This window comes from Picosynechococcus sp. PCC 7002, from assembly GCF_963860125.1.
GTDB lineage: Bacteria > Cyanobacteriota > Cyanobacteriia > Cyanobacteriales > MRBY01 > MRBY01.
In genome coordinates, this window is record NZ_CAWLFA010000001.1 from 2,271,112 (window position 1) to 2,290,836 (window position 19,725).

General features: G+C 51.2%; 20 protein-coding genes. 11 read left to right on the forward strand and 9 right to left on the reverse strand.

The features are described from left to right. Window positions 1-15: 15 nt before the first annotated feature. The 3 genes from AACQ84_RS11000 to rpmI all read right to left on the reverse strand — a co-directional run bounded on the left by AACQ84_RS11000 (window position 16) and on the right by rpmI (window position 1,530). Entirely contained in the window at window positions 16-798 is a 783-nt protein-coding gene (locus tag AACQ84_RS11000) for a transporter substrate-binding domain-containing protein (protein ID WP_012307779.1), read from the reverse strand. Window positions 799-897: 99 nt separating this feature from the next. Further along, window positions 898-1,248, reverse strand: coding sequence for a 50S ribosomal protein L20 (gene rplT, locus AACQ84_RS11005; RefSeq protein ID WP_012307780.1), 351 nt, complete (start codon window positions 1,246-1,248; stop codon window positions 898-900). Between the two features lie 78 nt (window positions 1,249-1,326). Further along, the gene (gene rpmI, locus AACQ84_RS11010; protein WP_012307781.1) at window positions 1,327-1,530 is read right to left on the reverse strand and encodes a 50S ribosomal protein L35; all 204 of its coding nucleotides are present in this window, start codon (window positions 1,528-1,530) and stop codon (window positions 1,327-1,329) included. A gap of 188 nt (window positions 1,531-1,718) precedes the next feature. Here rpmI and AACQ84_RS11015 point away from each other — a divergent pair, with 188 nt between their 5' ends. The 4 genes from AACQ84_RS11015 to AACQ84_RS11030 all read left to right on the forward strand — a co-directional run bounded on the left by AACQ84_RS11015 (window position 1,719) and on the right by AACQ84_RS11030 (window position 4,803). Next, window positions 1,719-2,567, forward strand: a complete 849-nt coding sequence (locus AACQ84_RS11015; RefSeq protein WP_012307782.1) for an ABC transporter permease — start codon at window positions 1,719-1,721, stop codon at window positions 2,565-2,567. A 4-nt stretch (window positions 2,568-2,571) separates the two neighbouring features. Further along, window positions 2,572-3,021: a hypothetical protein gene (locus tag AACQ84_RS11020; protein ID WP_012307783.1), complete on the forward strand. Its 450-nt coding sequence runs from the start codon at window positions 2,572-2,574 to the stop codon at window positions 3,019-3,021. Between the two features lie 69 nt (window positions 3,022-3,090). Next, window positions 3,091-3,789 (forward strand): C40 family peptidase, encoded by a 699-nt coding sequence (locus AACQ84_RS11025; RefSeq protein WP_012307784.1) that lies wholly within the window; start codon window positions 3,091-3,093, stop codon window positions 3,787-3,789. A gap of 9 nt (window positions 3,790-3,798) precedes the next feature. Then, a complete protein-coding gene (locus AACQ84_RS11030; RefSeq protein WP_012307785.1) occupies window positions 3,799-4,803 on the forward strand; it encodes a glycosyltransferase family 2 protein in 1,005 nt (334 codons plus the stop codon). A 66-nt stretch (window positions 4,804-4,869) separates the two neighbouring features. Here AACQ84_RS11030 and AACQ84_RS11035 read toward each other — a convergent pair whose 3' ends face one another. Together AACQ84_RS11035 and AACQ84_RS11040 are read right to left on the reverse strand one after the other, a co-directional pair. Continuing rightward, the gene (locus AACQ84_RS11035; protein WP_012307786.1) at window positions 4,870-6,045 is read right to left on the reverse strand and encodes a TRC40/GET3/ArsA family transport-energizing ATPase; all 1,176 of its coding nucleotides are present in this window, start codon (window positions 6,043-6,045) and stop codon (window positions 4,870-4,872) included. Between the two features lie 185 nt (window positions 6,046-6,230). After that, the gene (locus tag AACQ84_RS11040) at window positions 6,231-7,436 is read right to left on the reverse strand and encodes an aspartate aminotransferase (protein WP_012307788.1); all 1,206 of its coding nucleotides are present in this window, start codon (window positions 7,434-7,436) and stop codon (window positions 6,231-6,233) included. A 132-nt stretch (window positions 7,437-7,568) separates the two neighbouring features. Between AACQ84_RS11040 and AACQ84_RS11045 the strand changes: the two genes are divergently transcribed. Continuing rightward, window positions 7,569-9,299 carry an ABC transporter ATP-binding protein gene (locus AACQ84_RS11045; RefSeq protein ID WP_012307789.1) on the forward strand — a complete coding sequence of 577 codons (1,731 nt, stop codon included), beginning with the start codon at window positions 7,569-7,571 and terminating at the stop codon, window positions 9,297-9,299. On the opposite strand, the gene AACQ84_RS11050 is transcribed toward AACQ84_RS11045, so the two are convergent. Next, window positions 9,296-10,297 carry a zinc-dependent alcohol dehydrogenase family protein gene (locus AACQ84_RS11050; protein WP_012307790.1) on the reverse strand — a complete coding sequence of 334 codons (1,002 nt, stop codon included), beginning with the start codon at window positions 10,295-10,297 and terminating at the stop codon, window positions 9,296-9,298. The two genes, AACQ84_RS11045 and AACQ84_RS11050, sit on opposite strands and share 4 nt — an antisense overlap. Before the next feature lie 34 nt (window positions 10,298-10,331). Then, entirely contained in the window at window positions 10,332-10,508 is a 177-nt protein-coding gene (locus AACQ84_RS11055; protein WP_012307791.1) for a hypothetical protein, read from the reverse strand. A gap of 205 nt (window positions 10,509-10,713) precedes the next feature. Between AACQ84_RS11055 and AACQ84_RS11060 the strand changes: the two genes are divergently transcribed. From AACQ84_RS11060 to rodA, 4 genes are all read left to right on the forward strand, one after another. Further along, window positions 10,714-11,034 carry a 2Fe-2S iron-sulfur cluster-binding protein gene (locus AACQ84_RS11060; protein WP_012307792.1) on the forward strand — a complete coding sequence of 107 codons (321 nt, stop codon included), beginning with the start codon at window positions 10,714-10,716 and terminating at the stop codon, window positions 11,032-11,034. A gap of 67 nt (window positions 11,035-11,101) precedes the next feature. Continuing rightward, complete coding sequence (locus AACQ84_RS11065; protein ID WP_012307793.1) at window positions 11,102-11,638, forward strand: DUF2062 domain-containing protein; 537 nt, start codon at window positions 11,102-11,104, stop codon at window positions 11,636-11,638. A gap of 93 nt (window positions 11,639-11,731) precedes the next feature. Then, the gene (locus AACQ84_RS11070) at window positions 11,732-12,877 is read left to right on the forward strand and encodes a quinone-dependent dihydroorotate dehydrogenase (RefSeq protein ID WP_012307795.1); all 1,146 of its coding nucleotides are present in this window, start codon (window positions 11,732-11,734) and stop codon (window positions 12,875-12,877) included. A gap of 64 nt (window positions 12,878-12,941) precedes the next feature. Then, complete coding sequence (gene rodA / locus AACQ84_RS11075; RefSeq protein WP_012307796.1) at window positions 12,942-14,204, forward strand: rod shape-determining protein RodA; 1,263 nt, start codon at window positions 12,942-12,944, stop codon at window positions 14,202-14,204. Here rodA and AACQ84_RS11080 read toward each other — a convergent pair. Further along, window positions 14,201-15,430 carry a methionine gamma-lyase family protein gene (locus AACQ84_RS11080; RefSeq protein WP_012307797.1) on the reverse strand — a complete coding sequence of 410 codons (1,230 nt, stop codon included), beginning with the start codon at window positions 15,428-15,430 and terminating at the stop codon, window positions 14,201-14,203. The two genes, rodA and AACQ84_RS11080, sit on opposite strands and share 4 nt — an antisense overlap. Window positions 15,431-15,838: 408 nt before the next feature. On the opposite strand from AACQ84_RS11080, the gene AACQ84_RS11085 reads away from it, so the two are divergent. Then, entirely contained in the window at window positions 15,839-16,672 is an 834-nt protein-coding gene (locus AACQ84_RS11085; RefSeq protein WP_041443588.1) for an acyl-CoA desaturase, read from the forward strand. Between the two features lie 410 nt (window positions 16,673-17,082). Then, on the forward strand, window positions 17,083-18,141 hold the full coding sequence (psbD, locus tag AACQ84_RS11090; protein ID WP_012307174.1) for a photosystem II D2 protein (photosystem q(a) protein): 1,059 nt from the start codon (window positions 17,083-17,085) through the stop codon (window positions 18,139-18,141). A gap of 81 nt (window positions 18,142-18,222) precedes the next feature. On the opposite strand, the gene AACQ84_RS11095 is transcribed toward psbD, so the two are convergent. Then, window positions 18,223-19,677 (reverse strand): carotenoid oxygenase family protein, encoded by a 1,455-nt coding sequence (locus AACQ84_RS11095; protein WP_012307799.1) that lies wholly within the window; start codon window positions 19,675-19,677, stop codon window positions 18,223-18,225. Window positions 19,678-19,725 lie beyond the last annotated feature (48 nt).

The following is a 19,725-nucleotide window of genomic DNA, read 5'->3' on the forward strand; positions in this document are numbered from 1 at the left end:
TTTGAGACTAAGTTGCTATTGGGGTAGACCCCAATGATTGATACGTTCCGTTAACCAATTGCTATTTTGCCAATCGGTTACTGTTTTCTGGAGGGCTTGGCTCAGGCTTTGGTGTTGTCTTCCCTTGGGAAAGGCGATCGCCAAGGGATTTCCCGTGAGCCAAGCGGGGAGGAGTTGATATTCTGGGTATTCCTGTACCCAGCCCGTGAGGACGGAATGATCCCCCGCAAAGAAGGCGGTTTCGTTATTTTCGAGGTAATTTAACGCCTCTTGATAGGAGTTAACGCCAACAAGAGTGACTCCAGGGAAATAGGCCCGTACGGCGGCGATCGCCTCGGAACCTTCGAGGACAACGATCCGTTGATCACTGATTTGATTTAGGGATTGGATCTCGCGATCCCGTGTCACGAAGCCAATCCCATCGAGGTAATAGTAGGGACTAAAATTCACGAGCCGTTGACGGGAAGCATTGAGGCCGAGTTGGGCAATGACGAGATCCACTTCCCCGGTCAGCACCGCATCGAGGCGTTCCTGGTTTGTGAGGGGAATTAATTCTACTGCTTGGCGATCGCCTAATAATTCCGCCGCCAGTTGGTGCGCAATCTCAATTTCTAAGCCCTGTAAATTTCCCGCTTCATCCCGAAATCCTAAAGGCCGCACATTTTCCTTGACCGCGACCCGGAGAATTCCCCGTGCTTGGATGGTTTCAAGGGGGGTGGCTTGGGTTAAAGATGTTGACCCGAAAAAGAAGCTAGCGGCGATCGCCAACCCATATCCAAATACTCCACCGCGCGCCATGAGTTCCCCCTAACAAAAAAACCCCAGAATGGCTACTCTGGGGGCTAATTCAATTCTTCACTTTTAATAATGCCACAACCGACGAAATGGTGTTACTGTCTAGGCACTTTTTGCCACTTCAACCACCTGGGCAAAGGCTTGGGGGTCAACAACAGCCAGTTCAGCCAGCATCTTCCGGTTGATCTCAATGTTCGCTTTTTTGAGTTGGTGGGTAAGTTTGCTGTAGCTCAGACCATTCAACCGGGCTGCGGCATTAACCCGCACGATCCACAGACGACGAAAATCACGCTTTTTCTTGCGGCGATCGCGGTAGGCATTCCGGAGTGCCTTCATGACCTGCTGGTTTGCAGTGCGGAAGAGCTTGGAGTGGGAACCCCGGAAACCTTTCGCTAACTTAAGGATTTTTTTACGACGCTTACGGGCGACGTTACCGCGCTTTACTCTTGGCATAAACTTTACCTATATATAATTTAAGTAATAAAACTCTCGATTTTTCAGAAACCAGACAGTTTCTACCGTTCGTTGTCTCTAGGCGTAGGGAAGCATCAGACGAACATTTTTCTCATCGCTCTTGTCCACGAGGGCCATCCCAGACAGACGACGACGCTTCTGTTCTGCGCTCTTATGGTTCAAAAGGTGATTCTTAAACGCTTTGCGACGGGCGATTTTCTTGCCGCTGCCAGTCAGCTTAAACCGTTTCGCAGCTGCACGGCGAGTCTTTAATTTAGGCATATAAGTTTCTATAAATCGACACAGCTTACAATAATACCTCGTTTATGCCAAATCCTTCAAGGCCCATGGCAGTTTGATTTGGTTTACGAATCTAGCCCCGAATCATTAGCTACCTAAATGATGAACCCTAGCAAGTTCGCCTAAAATTCGATAATGTGAAGCGATGTAAAGTTGTCCTAAAAAGCACCGTGACTAACCTAGAAGCCGTCTCCGATCAAGTCCGTACCACCACGACCCCACCGCCCCGTCAACGCTTTGAACTCGCCCATCTTTGGGGTGATACCCTCGGTGTTTTTTGGGGGGACTGGTTAAAGTTGCGGGTGCGCCTCAAACAGGTGGCAGCAACGGGTTTGGTTTCGCCACTCATCTATATTTTGGCTTTTGGTCTGGGACTCGGTAGTGCCCTAGATCAAGCGATTACTCCCCCCGCCGGGGATACCTACCTAGAATTTATCTTGCCGGGGATGGTTGCCCTGTCTTCGATGACCATTAGTTTCGGGGGGACGACTTTCTCGATCTGTGGCGATCGCCTCTACAGCAAAACCTTTGAAGAATTGCTCCTGTTGCCCGTCCATCCCCTCGCCTTACACCTAGGGAAAATGATGGCTGGCATCCTGCGGGGACTGATGACGGCGGGGTCGGTGCTGATTGTGGCAATCCTTTTTACGGGCAAAGTTTTTAGCTTTATCAATCCTCTGTTCATTCTGTTGCTGCTGTTGAACTGCGCTGTGTTTGCGGGGTTAGGGGTGATTGTCGGTCTACGGGTCAAATCCCTGGAAAGTGTGGGGATTTTTAATAATTTCTTGATTGTGCCGATGTCCTTTTTGGGGGCGACCTTTTTCGACCCGGAAACCTTACCCCGTCTGTTCCGGGCAATTGTCTATTGCATTCCCCTCACCTACACCACCACCGGACTACGGGCGGCGGCCTATTTACCCCTTTCGGAATTTCCCTGGCACGCGATTCCTATTTTGGCGGGGGTGGCGATCGCCCTAGCCTTTGTGGGTGCTTACCAATTTTCCCACCAGCGGGATTAAAACTATGACCTGGCAAACGGTGACGGGCTTGCTTACACGGGGTCATCAAGTGGCTTCGGGGCAAGCGAAAAACAGTCCCTATGAAGCGGGTACCATTGCGCTGCAAACACCTCATTTTCGTAACCTGGGCCTAGATTTATCCGGTTATTTTCCGGGTACTCTCAATATCTCCATTGCGCCCAAAACCTTTACTCTGATTCAACCCCGTTATACGTTCACAAATCTGCAATGGCACCCGGATTTTTCCCCAGAGACCTTTTCTTTTAGTCCCTGTTACATTGAGCACCGCCAGCAGCGGTATGATGGCCTAATTTATTACCCGCATCCTGAAACGAAACTGGGCCATTTCCAAGCCCCTGCCACCCTCGAAGTCCTTGCTCCCCTGATTCTGGATCTCACCTATGGCGATCGCCTCCAGTTGTCGCTGCACCGGGCCGAGGTCAGGATAGAATAGGCGGCAAAGACGGCTGCACCGTTGATTTCTCTCCTCCCGCATCCATCCCCCCTAACCCCTTTGAAATCTATGCAACTGTCCCCTTCTCCCAGTGGTGAATACTTTTGCCTGCAAACCCTCGATCTATACGACGACGCCGAATGTCAGTCCCTCGGTACCCAAGCTGCCGCTGGTCGTCGGGTGCAAATGCTCAATAAAGAAACAGACCAGGCTGTGCGGGTGATGACCGTCGAAGATGGCTACTGTACCTGGCTCAAAAAAGCAGATTTACGACACCTCGAAGTCGCCGAAGAACCCTACGAATTTGTCCCCGTTGATCGTCCAGAAATCGAAGCGCGCATGGAAAATATTTTGATCTTTGCCCATGCTGCAAAGCGGGTGAGTAATACCTATCTGTGGGGGGGCACCACCGCGCCGAATTATGATTGTTCTGGATTTATCCAGGCGGCCTACGCTTCCCAGGGGATTTGGTTACCGCGCAACTCTTATCAACAGGGGGATTTTGTTGAACCTGTGTCCCAAGAAGAATTGGAACTCGGCGATTTAATTTTCTTTGCCAAAGAGCAACGCATTGATCACGTCGCCCTATACCTCGGGGAGGGCTATTATATCCATAGCTCCGGCATCGAGATGGGCCGCAATGGCATTGGCATCGATCGCCTCTGGGAGCCGTGGGATATGATTAGCCGCGCCTACCACCAGACCCTCTGCGGTTTTGGTCGCGTCATGGAAAGTTACGCCCCACCGTCCTTAGCTTGTCAAATTTAACCACCATTGATGTCTAGTCCTGCCCCGATTACCGAAGCGCCTACCACGACTCAAACTCTGTCGATTGTGGTGCCCATCTACAACGAAGTGGAAAGTCTGCCGCACCTCCTCCAGGCGATCGCCTCGGTGATGCAAGCCCATAACTATGCCTACGAAATTATCTGTGTGGACGATGGCTCTAAGGATGGCTCTACGGCACTCTTAAAAAAATTAGCCACCGAGCGGGAAGACCTGCGGGCGATTATTTTGCGGCGCAACTACGGCCAAACTCCAGCAATGGCAGCGGGATTCCAACACGCCCAAGGGGAGATCATTATTTCCCTAGATGCAGATTTACAAAATGATCCGGCGGATATCCCCAACCTGCTCCAAAAAATGAACGAAGGTTATGATCTCGTCAGCGGTTGGCGCAAGGAACGACAGGATAACCAGTGGACGCGGCTTCTCCCTTCAAAAATTGCCAATGCCCTGATCCGTCGGGTAACGGGGGTCAATCTCCATGATTATGGCTGTTCCCTCAAGGCTTACCGGACGGAAATTTTGGCAGATCTGAATCTCTATGGGGAATTGCACCGCTTCATCCCCGCCCTAGCGTTTATTGAGGGAGCGACTATTTCTGAAATTCCCGTGCGGCACCATGCCCGCCAGTTTGGCAGCAGTAAATACGGCCTAGACCGGACGTTTCGGGTGCTGCTTGATCTGTTGACGGTGTGGTTTATGAAAAAATTCCTCACCCGCCCGATGCACGTTTTTGGCTACCTCGGCATTATTTTTATGCTCGTTGGTTTTATTTTGGGGGGCTATTTATCTGTCCTCAAGTTATTTCTCGGTCAAGCGATTGGCGATCGCCCTTTGTTGCTCCTGGTAGCGATCCTTTTATTAGCCGGGGTGCAACTCTTTGGTTTTGGCCTCTTGGGGGAACTGTTGATCCGCACCTACCACGAATCTCAAGGGCGGCCCATCTACCGGGTTCGTTCCATTGTTGGGCAGTCTAAACATTTTTCGGCCCAATAAAAAACTCCCCATTCCAGAGATGGAACAGAGAGTTGGGTGATTTGTATTTAAAAAATTTCGGGCAGTCTAGGCCGCAAACTTAATCTTCAGGAAATCTTCCTCTATCTTCGCCCCAGAGGGTTTTAACGCTGCGAGGGCTTGGGGAAGCACAAGGTTCCGACGGTGGTTACCGATACGAATATTCAGTTCATCGCCCGTTTTATTGAGCTGGATTTGCTCCTTGGGAATACCAGGAAGATAAAGTTCGAGGCTGTAACCGCCATCCCCTTGGATCATCCGCACCGTATCTTCTTTGTAATAGACCTGGGTCGGATCTTCCTCACCATAAAGGGTTTCCTTGAGTCGTTCGAGGGCCGCCAAACCGCATAATTCCTCCTGGTAGAGGGGCACTTCCTTCACGGGGAGGGGGTGGAAATTGTCGTGAATTTCTTGCTTATAGGTCTGTTGATTGTCTTTCCAGTTGGCGAAGAACGGGTCATTCACACTGTCGGGGATAATCCGGTTGGCCACCACCATATCCGTCGAAACGTTGTACAAACTCAGGTAAGCATGGGCGCGCAGGGATTCTTTGATTACCATTCGTTCTGGATTCGTCACAAGGCGCACGGAAGTAACGGTGTTATCGGTCAGCACTTTTTCGAGGGCTTCGATCTGCTCATAAAATTCATAGGGCGCATCCATCACCTCTTTATTCGGGAGAGAAAAACCCGTGAGGGGCTTCCAAATGGGTTCAACGAGGGGCCGCAAAGCCACGGACATCCCCTGGAGGGGCTTATAGAAACGGCGCATATACCAGCCGCCCACTTCCGGCAGACTCAATAAACGCAAAGCAGTACCCGTGGGGGCCGAGTCGATAATCAGGACATCGTAGGTGCCTTCGTCGTAGTGGCGCTTCATCCGCACCAACCCAAAAATTTCATCCATGCCAGGGAGAATTGCCAGTTCTTCGGCTTGGACACCGTCCAGGCCACGCGCTTGCAAAACTTCGGTAATGTAGCGTTTCACTGCGCCCCAGTTGCCTTCCAGCTCCCGCAGGGCATCGAGTTCTGCGCCCCAGAGGTTCGGTTTCACTTCGATGGGGTCGTGGCCAAGCTCCACATCAAAACTATCGGCGAGGGAGTGGGCGGGATCGGTACTGAGCACTAGGGTACGATAGCCTAACTCGGCACAGCGGAGTCCTGTAGCTGCTGCGACAGAGGTTTTGCCGACGCCTCCTTTTCCCGTCATTAAAATTACGCGCATGGTTGCGTTTGTCCTTTGCTGAGAGGTTTTTACATTTCTTTACTGATTATCTCCCATTGCCTCCGGTTTTCGCTATGGCTGGCTTTTTGGGGAAAGGCGATCGCCTTTATCAGAAACAGTATGGCAACAAAAAATCCCCAACTTTTCTAAAAAATTGAGGATGCATCCTAGAAAATATTATGAATCTAGTGGTTATCTGGTGCAGACATATCAAAGCGAATGCCCGCTTTTTTCCAAAGGCTAATGGCATAACGGAGCCGATCAACAGGGGCGATCAAACTCATCCGCACATAACCTTCCCCACCGGCCCCAAAAGCACTGCCTGGAGTAACCACCACGCCCGTCGTCCGCAACACATAGAGGGCAAAATCTGTAGAATTCATACTCGGCGGACAGGGCACCCAGAGATACATTGTCGCTTTGGAAGGTTTAATATTCCAGCCAATTTCCCCCAGGGCTTCGATCAGCGCATCACGCCGTTCCCGATAGCGTTCCTGCACCCCTTGGATATAACTATCCGGTAGTCCCAATGCTGCTTCAGCGGCCTTTTGGATCGCCGAGAAAATGCCGTAGTCCAAGTTGGTTTTTAGGGTGCGTAGACCTTGGATGATGTCTGCATTGCCGACGACGAAACCAACGCGCCAACCTGCCATGTTGTAGGTTTTTGAGAGAGTATGAAACTCCACGCCGATCTCGTTCCCTCCAGGAATTTCGAGCAAACTGGTGGGCTTGTAACCGTCAAAAGAAAGCTCGGCGTAGCACAGGTCATGGACGAGCATTACCTGATACTTGTGCGCCCACTCCACCACTTCCTCAAAGAAAGACCGAGGCGCAGTAGCAGTGGTGGGGTTGCTGGGGTAGTTGAAGTAGAGAATTTTGGCTTTTTTCGCCACTTCTTCGGGGATGCTGCTGAGATCAATCACCCAATCCTGTTCCGGCTTGAGGATAATTTCGTGGATCTTCGCGCCAGCAATTAATGGGCCGCGAAAATGAGCCGGATAGGCAGGACTCGGCACCAATACCGTATCTCCCGGATTCACGTAGGCGAGGGCCAAGTGAGCAAGACCTTCCTTCGACCCCAGAAGGGGCAGAGCTTCACTGTCGGGATTGAGTTCAACGGCATAGCGGCGTTTGTACCAAGTGGCGATCGCCTTACGAAAGCTCGCAGTCCCCTCAAAGGGCGGATACCCGTGAAATTGGGCCGTCTCAAAGGCGGCGATCGCCGCATCAATGGCTTCTTGTGGGGCGAACCCGTCTGGATTACCCATCCCCAAATCAATTAAATCAATACCCTGTTCCCGTGCCCGCGCTTTCAGCTCATCTAACCGGGCAAACACATAGGGCGGTAAAGCACTGAGACGATCTGCTCTCGTAATCCAATCTACACTCATCGAAGCCGGAAAAAATAGATAAAGGTATAGCCTATCATCATCGCACCGATAGTCCCCAGGATGTATTTTTCCTTAAAGAATTGCCGCCGAATTCGCTTACCATGGGTCTGCTCACCCTTTTAAAGACCTATTTTGAAACGCCGTCCCCGTTCTAGCTATTTCCAGTTATTGCCCTATCTCAAAGCCGAGCGGCTCACCATTGGCCAAGCCCTCATTTGTACCGTCGGTTTCACCGTTTTTTGGCCGATTTTGGCGATCCTGGCGGGTGATATGGCCAACGACATTGGTGCAGGGAATATCCAGGGTATTGTCAACTTAGCAGGCCAGGCCGCGATCATCTTTCTCATCCGAGGGGCGGTGCAATACGGCCAAGATACCCTGATGGCCAAGGCCGCCCTAAAAATTGCCCTCCAACTCCGCACCCAGGTTTATGGCCACCTCCATCGTCTCAGTTTGAATTACTTTGAGGGAGTAAAAACGGGGGATCTCTCCTACCGCCTCACGGAGGATGTAGACCGGGTTGGGGAAGTAATTAACAAAATTTTCCATCAGTTTGTACCCAGCATTCTCCAGTTGATCGTGGTGCTAGGCTATATGTTCTATGTCAACTGGCAACTCACCCTGGCGGCCTTGATTATTGGGCCATTGATGGCAATTCTGATTGGTTCCTTTGGGGAGAAACTCCTGGAGTTTTCCCGCCGCAGCCAAACCCGCACCTCCAACCTTTCTTCTCTATTAACTGAAGTTTTTAATGGGATTCGTCTTGTGCAAGCCTTTGCCGCTGAAGATTATGAGCTGCAACGGTTCACCGAGGAAGCCGAGCAAAACCGTCGCGCCAAGTTCCGTACTGCCCAGATTAAAGCCCTGCAATTTGTCGTGGTGGGTTTCCTGGAAGCGATGGCGGTGATTTTTCTGTTTTTCCTGGGGGGCTGGCAGATTGCCCAGGAAAATTTAACGGCGGCAGAGTTCGTCAGTTATGTGGCAGCAGTGGCCTTGCTGATTGACCCGATCCAAATTACCACCAGCAATTTCAACGAGTTTAAGGAAGGGGAAGCCTCCGTTGACCGGGTATTTGAACTGATGGCCGTGCAACCAACGATTTTAGAAGCAGCCGATGCCCAGACATTACCCGCTGTGACGGGAAAAGTAGACTATCAGAATGTTTCCTTTGCCTACGAAACAGATAAGCCAGTCTTAAAAAATATCAATTTGACAGTGCAACCGGGAGAAATGATTGCCCTGGTGGGATCGTCGGGGGCGGGCAAAACGACCTTAGTCAATTTATTACCTCGTTTTTATAATCCGGTGGCCGGAAGAATTTTTATTGATGGCATTGATACTAGCACCGTCACCCTCAAAAGTTTGCGTCAGCAGATCGGCATTGTCCCCCAGGAAACAGTACTTTTTTCCGGAACGATCGCCCAAAATATCGCTTTCGGTCAAACGGAATTTAGCTTGGAACAGGTAGAGGCGGCGGCCAAAATTGCCAATGCCCACCAATTTATCTCGGAATTCTCCCAGGGCTACCACACCTATGTAGGGGAACGGGGCGTTAATCTCTCTGGTGGTCAACGGCAACGGGTGGCGATCGCCAGGGCTGTTTTACTCAATCCCCGCATTTTGATCCTCGATGAGGCCACCTCCGCTCTCGATGCGGAGTCGGAAGCCCTGGTGCAGGAAGCCTTGGAACGGATTATGCAAGACCGCACCGTGTTTGTAATTGCCCACCGTCTCGCCACTGTCCGCAGCAGTGATCGCATTATCGTTTTAGACCAAGGAGAAATTGTCGAGTCGGGTACCCACGAGGAACTACTCGCCCACCAGGGTCGCTATGCCCAATTCCATGCCCAACAGTTTGCCTAAATGGTAAGGGCAATTTTTCCTGTGGTGGAACCCTGTTCAATCAGGGCATGGGCTTTTACTGCTTCAGCCAGAGGAAACGCTTGGCCTAGGTGAATATTGAGTTTCCCGGCCTCAAACCATTGGGTACATTGCCGGAGAATATCGGCCTGGTGCATTTGGGCCGCCACATCCCCGGTAAGCATGGGCGTTAGCATCAGTTCTAGGCTAATCCGTAAATTTTTTAAGCGTGCTTGTTTGAGATTGCCAAGCTGAAAATCTGGTTCAAGGATCGTCACCAAATCGCCGTAGGTTTTCACCGCTGGCACTGTCTCCCAAAAGACTTGGCCACCGACAGTATCAAAGGCCACATCAACCCCAGCCCCATCGGTCAACTTGTGTATCGTTTCGGTCACATCCACGTCGCGGTACAAAATTGCTTCATCGGCCCCATATTGCCGCGCTAGTCTCGCCTTGTCGGGGGTACTCACCGTCGTGAAGACCGTTGCGCCCCAAAGTTTTGCCAGTTGAATTGCCACATGGCCCACGCCACCCGCCCCGGCATGGATCAGCACCGTTTGGCCAGATTGCAACCGGGCGCGATCGCCTAAAGCTTCCCAGGCCGTGATCAAGACGAGGGGAGCTGCTGCCGCCGCCGCAAAGGATAAATTTTCTGGTTTTTTCGCAATGAATCGGGCATCGACCACCGCATATTCGGCGTAATTTCCGGTGCCTGCTTTCCCCAATCCGCCGTCGCAGAAATAGACGGCATCACCCACGGTAAAATTTTCGACATCACGGCCCGCCGCCTCAATTATCCCGGCCCCGTCACAACCGAGAATTGCTGGGAGGGGATCATCGTAAAACGTGCCCCGACTACGGACTTTTGCATCAATGGGATTCACCCCCGCCGCCTGGAGTTTCACAAGGACTTGCTGGGGGGTTGTGATCTGCGGTTGTGGCACCTCAATAAGCTGGAGGACATCGGGGCGCCCCGCTGCGGTCATGGCGATCGCCTTCATTGCGGATTTTTAAAAACTAAACTGCGATTTCAATCTAAATCAGATCATAACGGTGACAAACCATCGCAAACACCGCCGCCATCAGGGTAATTCCCAAGGCGATCGCCGGATGTTGCCCCTGGCCCACTGCAAAGGAAGTGGCCACCCCAGCCCCTAAACCAGCCACAAGGCCAGCTTGGATATAGTCTTTTTTAGTATTGCCGTTATACATAGGAATTAATCTTGAAATGGACGAATTAAAGCGTTTTAAAAGGATTTTCCAACGGGAATTTCGCCCTTCAAATTAACACCCGAACTTTGCGGCCTTAGCGACCACGCAATTAAGGTTTAGATTTAGCGACATTTCTTAATAAGCGCGGCGATCCTTTAAAATGTGTAGCGAAAGAAACCTTAAAATAATTGTTAAAATCCCCCCTATGACCACCTCCTATAAAGTAGAGATTAAACATCGCGGCAACACCTACACCATCGACGTTCCAGAAGATCAAACAATCCTCGATGTTGCCCATGCCAACAATATTGATCTCCCCACCTCCTGTGGTGCTGGGGTCTGTACGACCTGTGCGGCACTGATTACCGAAGGCAGTGTCAGTCGTGAAGAGGGGATCGGACTTTCTCCTGAGCTGCAAGACGAAGGCTATGCACTGCTCTGCGTTGCTTACCCCCGTTCTGACGTCAAGCTAGAATCAGATAAGGAAGAAATGGTCTACGATCGCCAATTTGGTAAGAGCGCCTAAGTTCTTTCTCCACTTCAACCCATCCAATTCGGGGAGTGATTCCCCATTTTTTTTAGCTGAGATCCGTATGGTTACTGTGAAACCGCTGCCTCACAAACAGTTCAAGTATGTATTGTCCCGTTGGCGTCGTTGGATCCGGTATTGGTACCTCAAAGTGTTACGGCAAGAAGGCACACCAGAGGCGATCGCCAGGGGTTGGGCTTGCGGGGCATTTGCCGGGAGTTTTCCGCTTTTCGGTCTCCAGACAATCATTGGTCTACTTCTGGCTACGGTTTTTAATGGCAACAAACTGACGGCGGCGGCGGGCACCTGGGTGAGTAATCCCCTGACCTATGTGCCCATTTTTTACTTCAACTTTCAGGTGGGAGAAGTACTACTCCAACAGCCGATCACCTTTGATGAAGCCCAGCTAGAATCCTGGTCTGATTTGAGTCTGGCGGGGATGAATTTTATCAGCACCCTATTTATCGGCTGTACGGTGGTTGGTGTGGGTTTGGCGGTGGCGGTCTATTTCCTCTCTCTCTGGCTAATATATCGTTGGCGATCGCTCCGGGCGACCCGGCAGTTCCAGCGGCGGCAACCTCCCCATGACCATCATCGATAGAAAATTAATTAATCAACATCTCAAGGATTTTCCTGGGGCCTCGTTCCCCGACAAGCGATTCCTCAAGCCAACATTTCTTTTCTTCCCAAGCCTATGGCATTCCTGAACTTTGCAAAACCCGGTTATCCCCTCGTCCTGGCAGCCTTTAAGGACAATCCAGAACAGGGACACCGTCAACTCATTAACGCCCTCCATTGGTTGGAGCGATCGCCGGATTTGCTTTGGAGTCGCCTGGCAAAGGAGCAGATGGTCGCGGAATTTTGCGTCCAAAATCCGCGCTTAAGCCAGACCCTCTGGGGCCTCGATTTTCCGAATCCGGTGGGACTTTCGGCGGGCTGTGATAAAGATGCAATGGCGGCAGGGATGTGGTCACGCTTTGGTTTCGGGTTTGCGGAAATGGGCGCAGTGACGCTCCATGCCCAACCGGGAAATCCTCTACCAAGGCTGTTTCGTTTACCTGCTGACCAAGCGGCCCTTAATCGTTTGGGCGCGAATAATCTAGGGGCCGCCGTGATGGCGAAAACCCTAGGGGAAAGTTGGCAAATCGAACCCCGCACCATTCCCATCGGCATTAACCTCTGTAAGTCAAAGGTGACGCCCCTTGAGGCCGCAGCCCAGGATTATCTGGGGAGCTTTGAGGCATTGCAAGCGGTGGCCGATTACTTTGTGGTGAATGTGAGTTCTCCCAATACCCCAGGCTTGCGATCACTGCAAGGTGGGGAACAAATTCAACCGATCCTTGAAACACTTCAGCAAGCCAATCACAAACAACAGCCGATTTTTATTAAAATTTCCCCGGATCTCGACTGGGAGGCGATCGCCAATATCGTAAAAATTGCCCAGGATTATCAACTTGCTGGGATTATTGCCACCAACACCACCACCAGACGGGACGGCCTCAAGACCCAAATCCTCGAAAAAACTGGCAATCCCGTCACCGAGGAAGCGGGGGGGATCAGTGGCGCGCCCGTGCGTCAACGTTCCACCGAAGTAATTCGTTTTATCTACGGACAAACCCAAGGCAGCTTGCCGATTATCGGTGTTGGGGGGATTTTTACCGCTGACCATGCCTGGGAAAAAATGACGGCTGGCGCGAGTTTGCTGCAGCTTTATACAGGCTGGATTTACAAAGGCCCCTGGATTATCCCCAATATCCTCCGGGGTCTGCTGGAAAAATTAGAGACCCACAACCTCAATCACATTTCCGAGGCGATTGGGATGGCCAACAAGCACAACTAGCAAATTACTGTTGACTGCCATCTGTCTATGGCAAGATAGGAGTGATTTTTTCGGACATGATTCTATGTTTCGTCGCTCCCAACGTCGTCATCCGTTCAAGACTTATATTGCGGAACCCTTGGTGAATGCTTTGGCCCCCTGGTGGGGGATCGATTGGTGGCTCATGACAGTCACCGTTGGCCTCACGGTCTTGGCTGGTCTGGCGATCCGCAGTGCCCAGCTCAATATTGGTTCGACGGACTGGTGGCAACATTGGGTCACTGGTGGTGTGGGTCTAGGGGTTTGTTTGGCGATCGCCCGTTCCCGTTACCAAACGATGATTGTCGGCCATTGGTTAGTCTATGGCCTGAGTATTTTGTCCCTGATCGCTGTGTTATTCATTGGGGTGAGTGCCAACGGTGCCCAGAGCTGGATTAACGTGGCGGGCTTCCATGTGCAACCCTCGGAATTTGCCAAGGTGAGTTTAATTCTTTCCCTAGCGGCGACCCTCCACCAAGATACGGCGGCACGGTTGCCCATGTTACTAAAGGTGTTTGTGATTGCGGCGATCCCTGGCAGTCTAATTTTGCTCCAGGATCTTGGCACCTCGCTGGTTTTCGGGGCGATCACCCTGGGGATGCTCTACTGGGCCAATGCCAATTTTGGCTGGATTCTCCTGATTATCTCGCCCATTGTGTCGGCTATTTTGTTTGGGGTTGCTTTTCCCGTCTGGCTGATTTGGTTTGGCTTAATGGGGCTGACGGCTTGGTTAACGCTTCCTTGGCGCTGGCTCGGCACCGTTGGGGCAATGGCGGGCAATGCGATCGCCGGGGTCGGGGCTGGCATCCTCTGGAATATGCTCCAACCCTACCAAAAAGACCGTCTCACCCTTTTCCTCAATCCAGAACAGGATGCCCTTGGGGGCGGCTATCACCTCATCCAATCGCGCATTGCCATTGGCTCTGGTCAACTGTGGGGCACGGGTCTTTACCATGGCTCCCAAACCCAGCTTAACTACGTCCCGGAACAACACACGGACTTTATTTTTTCGGTGGTTGGCGAAGAATTAGGCTTTATGGGGGCGATCGCCGTGATGTTTTTATTTTGGCTGTTGTGCCTACGCCTGATCCGCATTGCCTGCAAAACCGAGGATAATTTTGGTTCCCTCATCGCCGTCGGGGTGCTGTCGATGGTGTTGTTCCAGGTCTTGATTAATGTCGGTATGACCATTGGCATTGCGCCCATTACCGGGATTCCCCTCCCCTGGCTGAGCTATGGCCGATCCTCTCTCCTCACCAATTTCATCGCCATTGGCCTGGTGCAGTCCGTCGCCAACCGCACCCCCTAGAGGTCCCCAAAGGCATCTAGTACCGCTTCGAGGGCGATCGCCGCATGGGTGTAATGGGTGCCCCCCTGACAAAAGACAATATAGGGCTCCCGCAGTGGCCCATCCGCCGATAACTCCGAGGTACTGCCATCAATAAATGTCCCCCCAGCCATCACTAAATCACTGGCATAACCGGGCATTGGTGCTGGCACCGGATCGAGGTAAGAACCGATGGGTGAAAATTTTTGCCAAGCTCGACAAAAGGCCAACAATTTCTCCGGAGAACCCAACCGAATCGCCTGAATTACATCCTGGCGTTTTTCTAGGGGATGGGGCTGCACCTCATAGCCCAAGTCAGCAAACACCGTGGCCACCAAATGAGTGCATTTCACAGCCTCAGCTACCATCTGGGGCGCAAGAAATAATCCCTGATATAACAGCCGATTTTGATCATAGGTTGCCCCCCCGTGACTCCCAATGCCCGGTGCCGTAAGCCGACAGGCCGCTTTTTCAACCAGATCTGCTTTACCCGCTAAATAACCGCCGCCCGTGACAATGGTGCCCCCCGGATTTTTGATGAGTGATCCCGCCATGAGATCCGCACCCACAGCGGTGGGTTCCTGGGTTTCGATAAATTCTCCATAGCAATTGTCCACAAAGCAAACGGTGTCCGGATTCTGGGCTTTGACAATTTCAACAATGCGCTGAATCTCAGCCGTAGAAAGACTCTTGCGCCAGGAATAACCACAGGAACGTTGTATTAGAGCCAAACGGGTTTCTGGGCGAATTGCGATCTTGAGGGCCTCCCAATCGATTTCTCCCGTGGGGGTGAGTTCTAACTGCCGATAACCAATGCCAAATTCCGCCAGGGAACCTTGACCTTCCTCCCGCAAACCAATTACTTCCTCAAGGGTGTCATAGGGGGCACCCGCCACGGCGAGCATTTCATCCCCCGGACGCAAGACACCATACAAGGCAGCGGCGATCGCATGGGTTCCTGAAACCAACTGCACCCGCACCAGAGCCGCTTCTGCGCCCATCACCTCCGCATAAACTTGATCGAGGGTATCCCGCCCCAGATCCCCGTGGCCGTAACCGCTGACACTGCTGAAATGGTGGACGCCCACCCGATATTTCTGAAAGGCTCCCAAAACTTTGCGGAGATTGGTTTGGGTTTGTTGGTCAATGGCTTGGAAGGTGGGGGTCAGGGTGGCGATCGCCCGGCGAACAATCTCAGCAGAATTCATAAAAAAACGAACAGCAAAAAATTAAGAGCGAGCCAATCATACCAAGCCCCCAAACTTCTAACCTAGGGAATGGACGCCCCGATAATTCCGCGCTAAAATTCAGCAAATCTTGATTAAATTCGTAAATAAATGTTAAATTTAAATCTGATTTAACGAAGAAAATACCCGGTTACATCTAAAAGTAAAGTTTAGAAAACACCCAAGCGCTATTTCAGCCCAAAGTTCCGAATTTTCAAGATTTTTGTGCTTCGCTTTGAAAGACTTCTCCGACGATAGGCACTGTCTTTCTAAAGTGTTCTTATCTTCCCTTTGCTGAGCCGTGCTTGTGTTTATCATGTAGGACAGTGGAAAAAATACGGAGCCTCCGCATACCATGTCCCACAGTACAATTTCCAGAAAGGATATTTCATGACTGTTGCCACTTCCCAAAAACTCCCCCTAGATTGGACAACGATTATCTATTTCAGCTTGATCCATCTAGTCGCCCTCCTTGCCTTTTTACCCGGTAACTTTAGTTGGCAAGCCGTGGGCGTCTTTTTATTGTTTCACTGGATTACCGGCGGCATTGGAATTACCCTAGGGTTCCATCGCCTCGTGTCCCACCGTAGCTTTGAAGTACCAAAGTGGCTTGAGTATTTCTTGATTTTCTGTGGCACCCTCGCCTGTCAGGGGGGGCCGATTGACTGGATTGGGCTACACCGCATCCACCACAAACATTCTGACAACACACCCGATCCCCATGACTCCAATAAAGGCTTCTGGTGGAGTCACATCGGTTGGATGCTGTTTGAAATTCCTGCCCGTGGCGATATTGATCGCTACATCAAAGACATTAAGGACGATCCTTTCTATAATTTTTGCCAAAAATACATGGTTCTCATCCAGGTGGCCTTGGGTTTAGCCCTTTATGCCTGGGGAGAAGCCTGGGTCGGTAACGGCTGGTCTTTCGTGATTTGGGGCGTGTTTCTCCGCCTTGCCGTGGTTTTCCACTGTACCTGGTTTGTGAATAGTGCCACCCATAAATTTGGCTATAAAAGCCATGAGTCCAACGACCACTCCAAGAACTGCTGGTGGGTTGCCCTTGTCACCTACGGCGAAGGTTGGCACAACAATCACCATGCCTATCAATATTCCGCGCGCCATGGCCTCAACTGGTGGGAAATTGATATGACTTGGATGACAATTCGTTTCCTACAAGCCTTGGGATTGGCCAAAAATATTCGTCTCGCTCCGGCCAAGTAACAAAAATAACGACCATCCTGGAAAGTTAAGTTGTTGTAGATGTCCTTTGAAAAGGGGGCATCTTTTTATTTTTGGCTTTTGGCAAGACTCATTACTTCTTGGATATTGAAGAATCTATATCTATGCCGCCCCAAAGCCTCGCTCCAATGCCGTGAACAACGGTGTCATTTAGGGGCAAGATCAAGCCAATTTCAAGGGTCTTAGGGGAGTGAGGGCGGCAAAAATATTTGGCAAAATCAGCCTTTATCCCCTAAAATGGGTTATTAAGAAAGGTAAACTTTTCTCACATTTGTCTAGATTCACTATCATTTTTTGCCTAGAACCTAGACGAAAGTAAGGTGTTTCATCAAATAAACACCCGAAATTATATGTAATTTTTTGTTGCTTACTATTTTGGAGACTTCGTCCTTATGACTATTGCAGTCGGACGCGCGCCCCAGGAACGAGGCTGGTTTGATGTCCTCGATGACTGGTTGAAGCGAGATCGATTTGTCTTCGTCGGTTGGTCCGGTATCCTCCTGTTCCCCTGCGCCTTCATGGCTCTCGGTGGCTGGTTGACTGGTACCACCTTCGTTACTTCTTGGTACACCCACGGATTAGCATCCTCTTATCTCGAAGGGTGTAACTTCCTGACTGTTGCTGTATCCAGCCCTGCTGACAGCCTCGGTCACTCCCTCCTTTTCCTCTGGGGCCCCGAAGCCAACTGGAACTTTGCCCGTTGGTGCCAACTCGGTGGACTCTGGAGCTTTGTTGCCCTCCATGGTGCTTTTGGTCTGATCGGTTTCATGCTGCGTCAGTTTGAAATTGCCCGTCTGGTGGGTATCCGCCCCTACAATGCGATCGCCTTCTCTGGCCCCATCGCGGTATTCGTCAGTGTATTCCTGATGTACCCCTTGGGTCAGTCTAGCTGGTTCTTTGCCCCCAGCTTTGGTGTCGCTGGTATCTTCCGTTTCATTCTGTTCTTACAAGGTTTCCACAACTGGACGCTCAACCCCTTCCACATGATGGGGGTTGCAGGGATTCTCGGTGGTGCGCTGCTCTGTGCGATCCACGGTGCAACGGTAGAGAACACCCTATTTGAAGACAGTGACCAAGCAAATACCTTCCGCGCTTTTGAGCCGACCCAGGCAGAAGAAACCTACTCGATGGTGACCGCGAACCGTTTCTGGTCTCAGATTTTCGGGATTGCGTTTTCCAACAAGCGTTGGTTGCACTTCTTCATGCTGTTTGTGCCGGTGACTGGGCTATGGATGAGTTCTGTGGGGATTGTGGGTTTAGCATTGAACCTGCGTGCCTATGACTTTGTATCCCAGGAAATCCGCGCGGCGGAAGACCCCGAATTTGAAACGTTCTACACGAAGAATATTCTGTTGAACGAAGGTATGCGTGCATGGATGGCACCGCAAGACCAAATTCACGAACAATTTGTATTCCCTGAAGAAGTTCTACCCCGTGGTAACGCGCTCTAAGAACATTTTTCAAAGATTCAATTGTTTAGCCCTTACCCTCCAAGTTGGAGGGTTTTTTCTTGGAACTTTTACCGAGGAATTTTAAAGAGCAGGCTGCCATTTGCCATGGAAGCTGGGGGGAATAATTTCAGGAAATTCTAGGATACAAAGGGGTTCAGCCTCCAGGCGATCGCCACCGTAGATTCTGAGTTCACTCCGGTTAGCTGGGGCATTAAAGACAACAGTTAAGAGCCAGATTTCATCGGAATTCTGGGGATTTTGGACGGGGATGGGTTCGGAGGGGTAATGGTTGGCGCCCATATCTGCCATAGTGAAGGTTTCTGTACGGTGGTCAAAAGCGGCGATCGCATTAATGATCTCGTGACCAATGTCTGTTTCCTGGCGATGGACCCCCATAAAGGTTTTGAGCCAAGGCTGCCCGGTGCGGGATTCGAGGGTGATCGGAAATTCACAGGAGCGATCGCAAATTTCGTAGGCTTCAATGACCTTGGCTGTTTTCGGTGCCAGTCGGTAGCGCCAGAGGGTGCCCTTTGTATAGGTGTGAATTTTACCTTGGGGAATTTCCACAAACTGCTGGTTGCTGGCAAAATCCGGAAACCGCACCATTTCCAGCACAATTTCGCCATGATCATCAACATAGCCATTGGTAAAGTGCCACTGGAACCAAGCCTCCTGTTGGCAAAAGCTGATCGGTTGGAGGGTATGGCGATCAATGATCACAATCGTCGTTCCCAGTTCTGGCCGCCATTGAAGGGCATCGCTAACGGTTTTTAGGCCCAATAGTGTCGGCACCAGCTGCAAGCGCACCGGCGGAATACAAAACACGAGGTAATCTCCGGCCAAGACAAAATCATGCACCAGCGGCAATCCTTTTAAGCCTGGTACAGAAAAATGAGTCTGCTGTGAAACTTCGCCCTGGGGGTGACAACGGTAAAGCTGGAATGTCGCCTTGGGGCCGAAGGTCACGCCAAAATTGTAAATTTCCCCAGTTTCAGGCTGGATTTTGTGGTGGGCCGAAAAGGTATCGCTAGAGTGGGCAAAGCCAAGATCCATCTCTCCCAAGGTTTTAAGGGTTTGGGCATTGAGGCCATAGGGTTTCCCCCCTTCCCACAGGGCTAAAAGGCGATCGCCTAGGGGCAACACAGAAGTATTGGCCGAATTTTTGGCGGGCTTCCCCCACCGCTGCCAAATTTGTCCCAGGGCAAGGGTGCCATAGTTGGGATAGATTAAGCTTTCTGCTGCTGCTTCCTGTTGAAAGTAGGGGGTTTCTACATAGCGATATTGGGCCTGGGCACCTGCTTCTGTAAAATACACCCCTAGAATGCCACCATCGCCGTCAAACCAATGGCCCATGGCCTGCCTTCCCCGTGTCAAACGTCCGGGGCCATTGCGAAACAAACTCCCCCGCAATCCTGGTGGAATTGCCCCCTCTAGAACGAGCAGAGGCGTTAAATCAAACGGTCGGGCGGGGTTCGCAAAAAGTCGTGACCAAGCCGGTTGGGTCGATAGTTGTGGAGAATTTGGCGCAGCAACCATAGTCAGTTTTACCCTCAAGCAATGTTAACTATTGTAAATCGCCTTCTC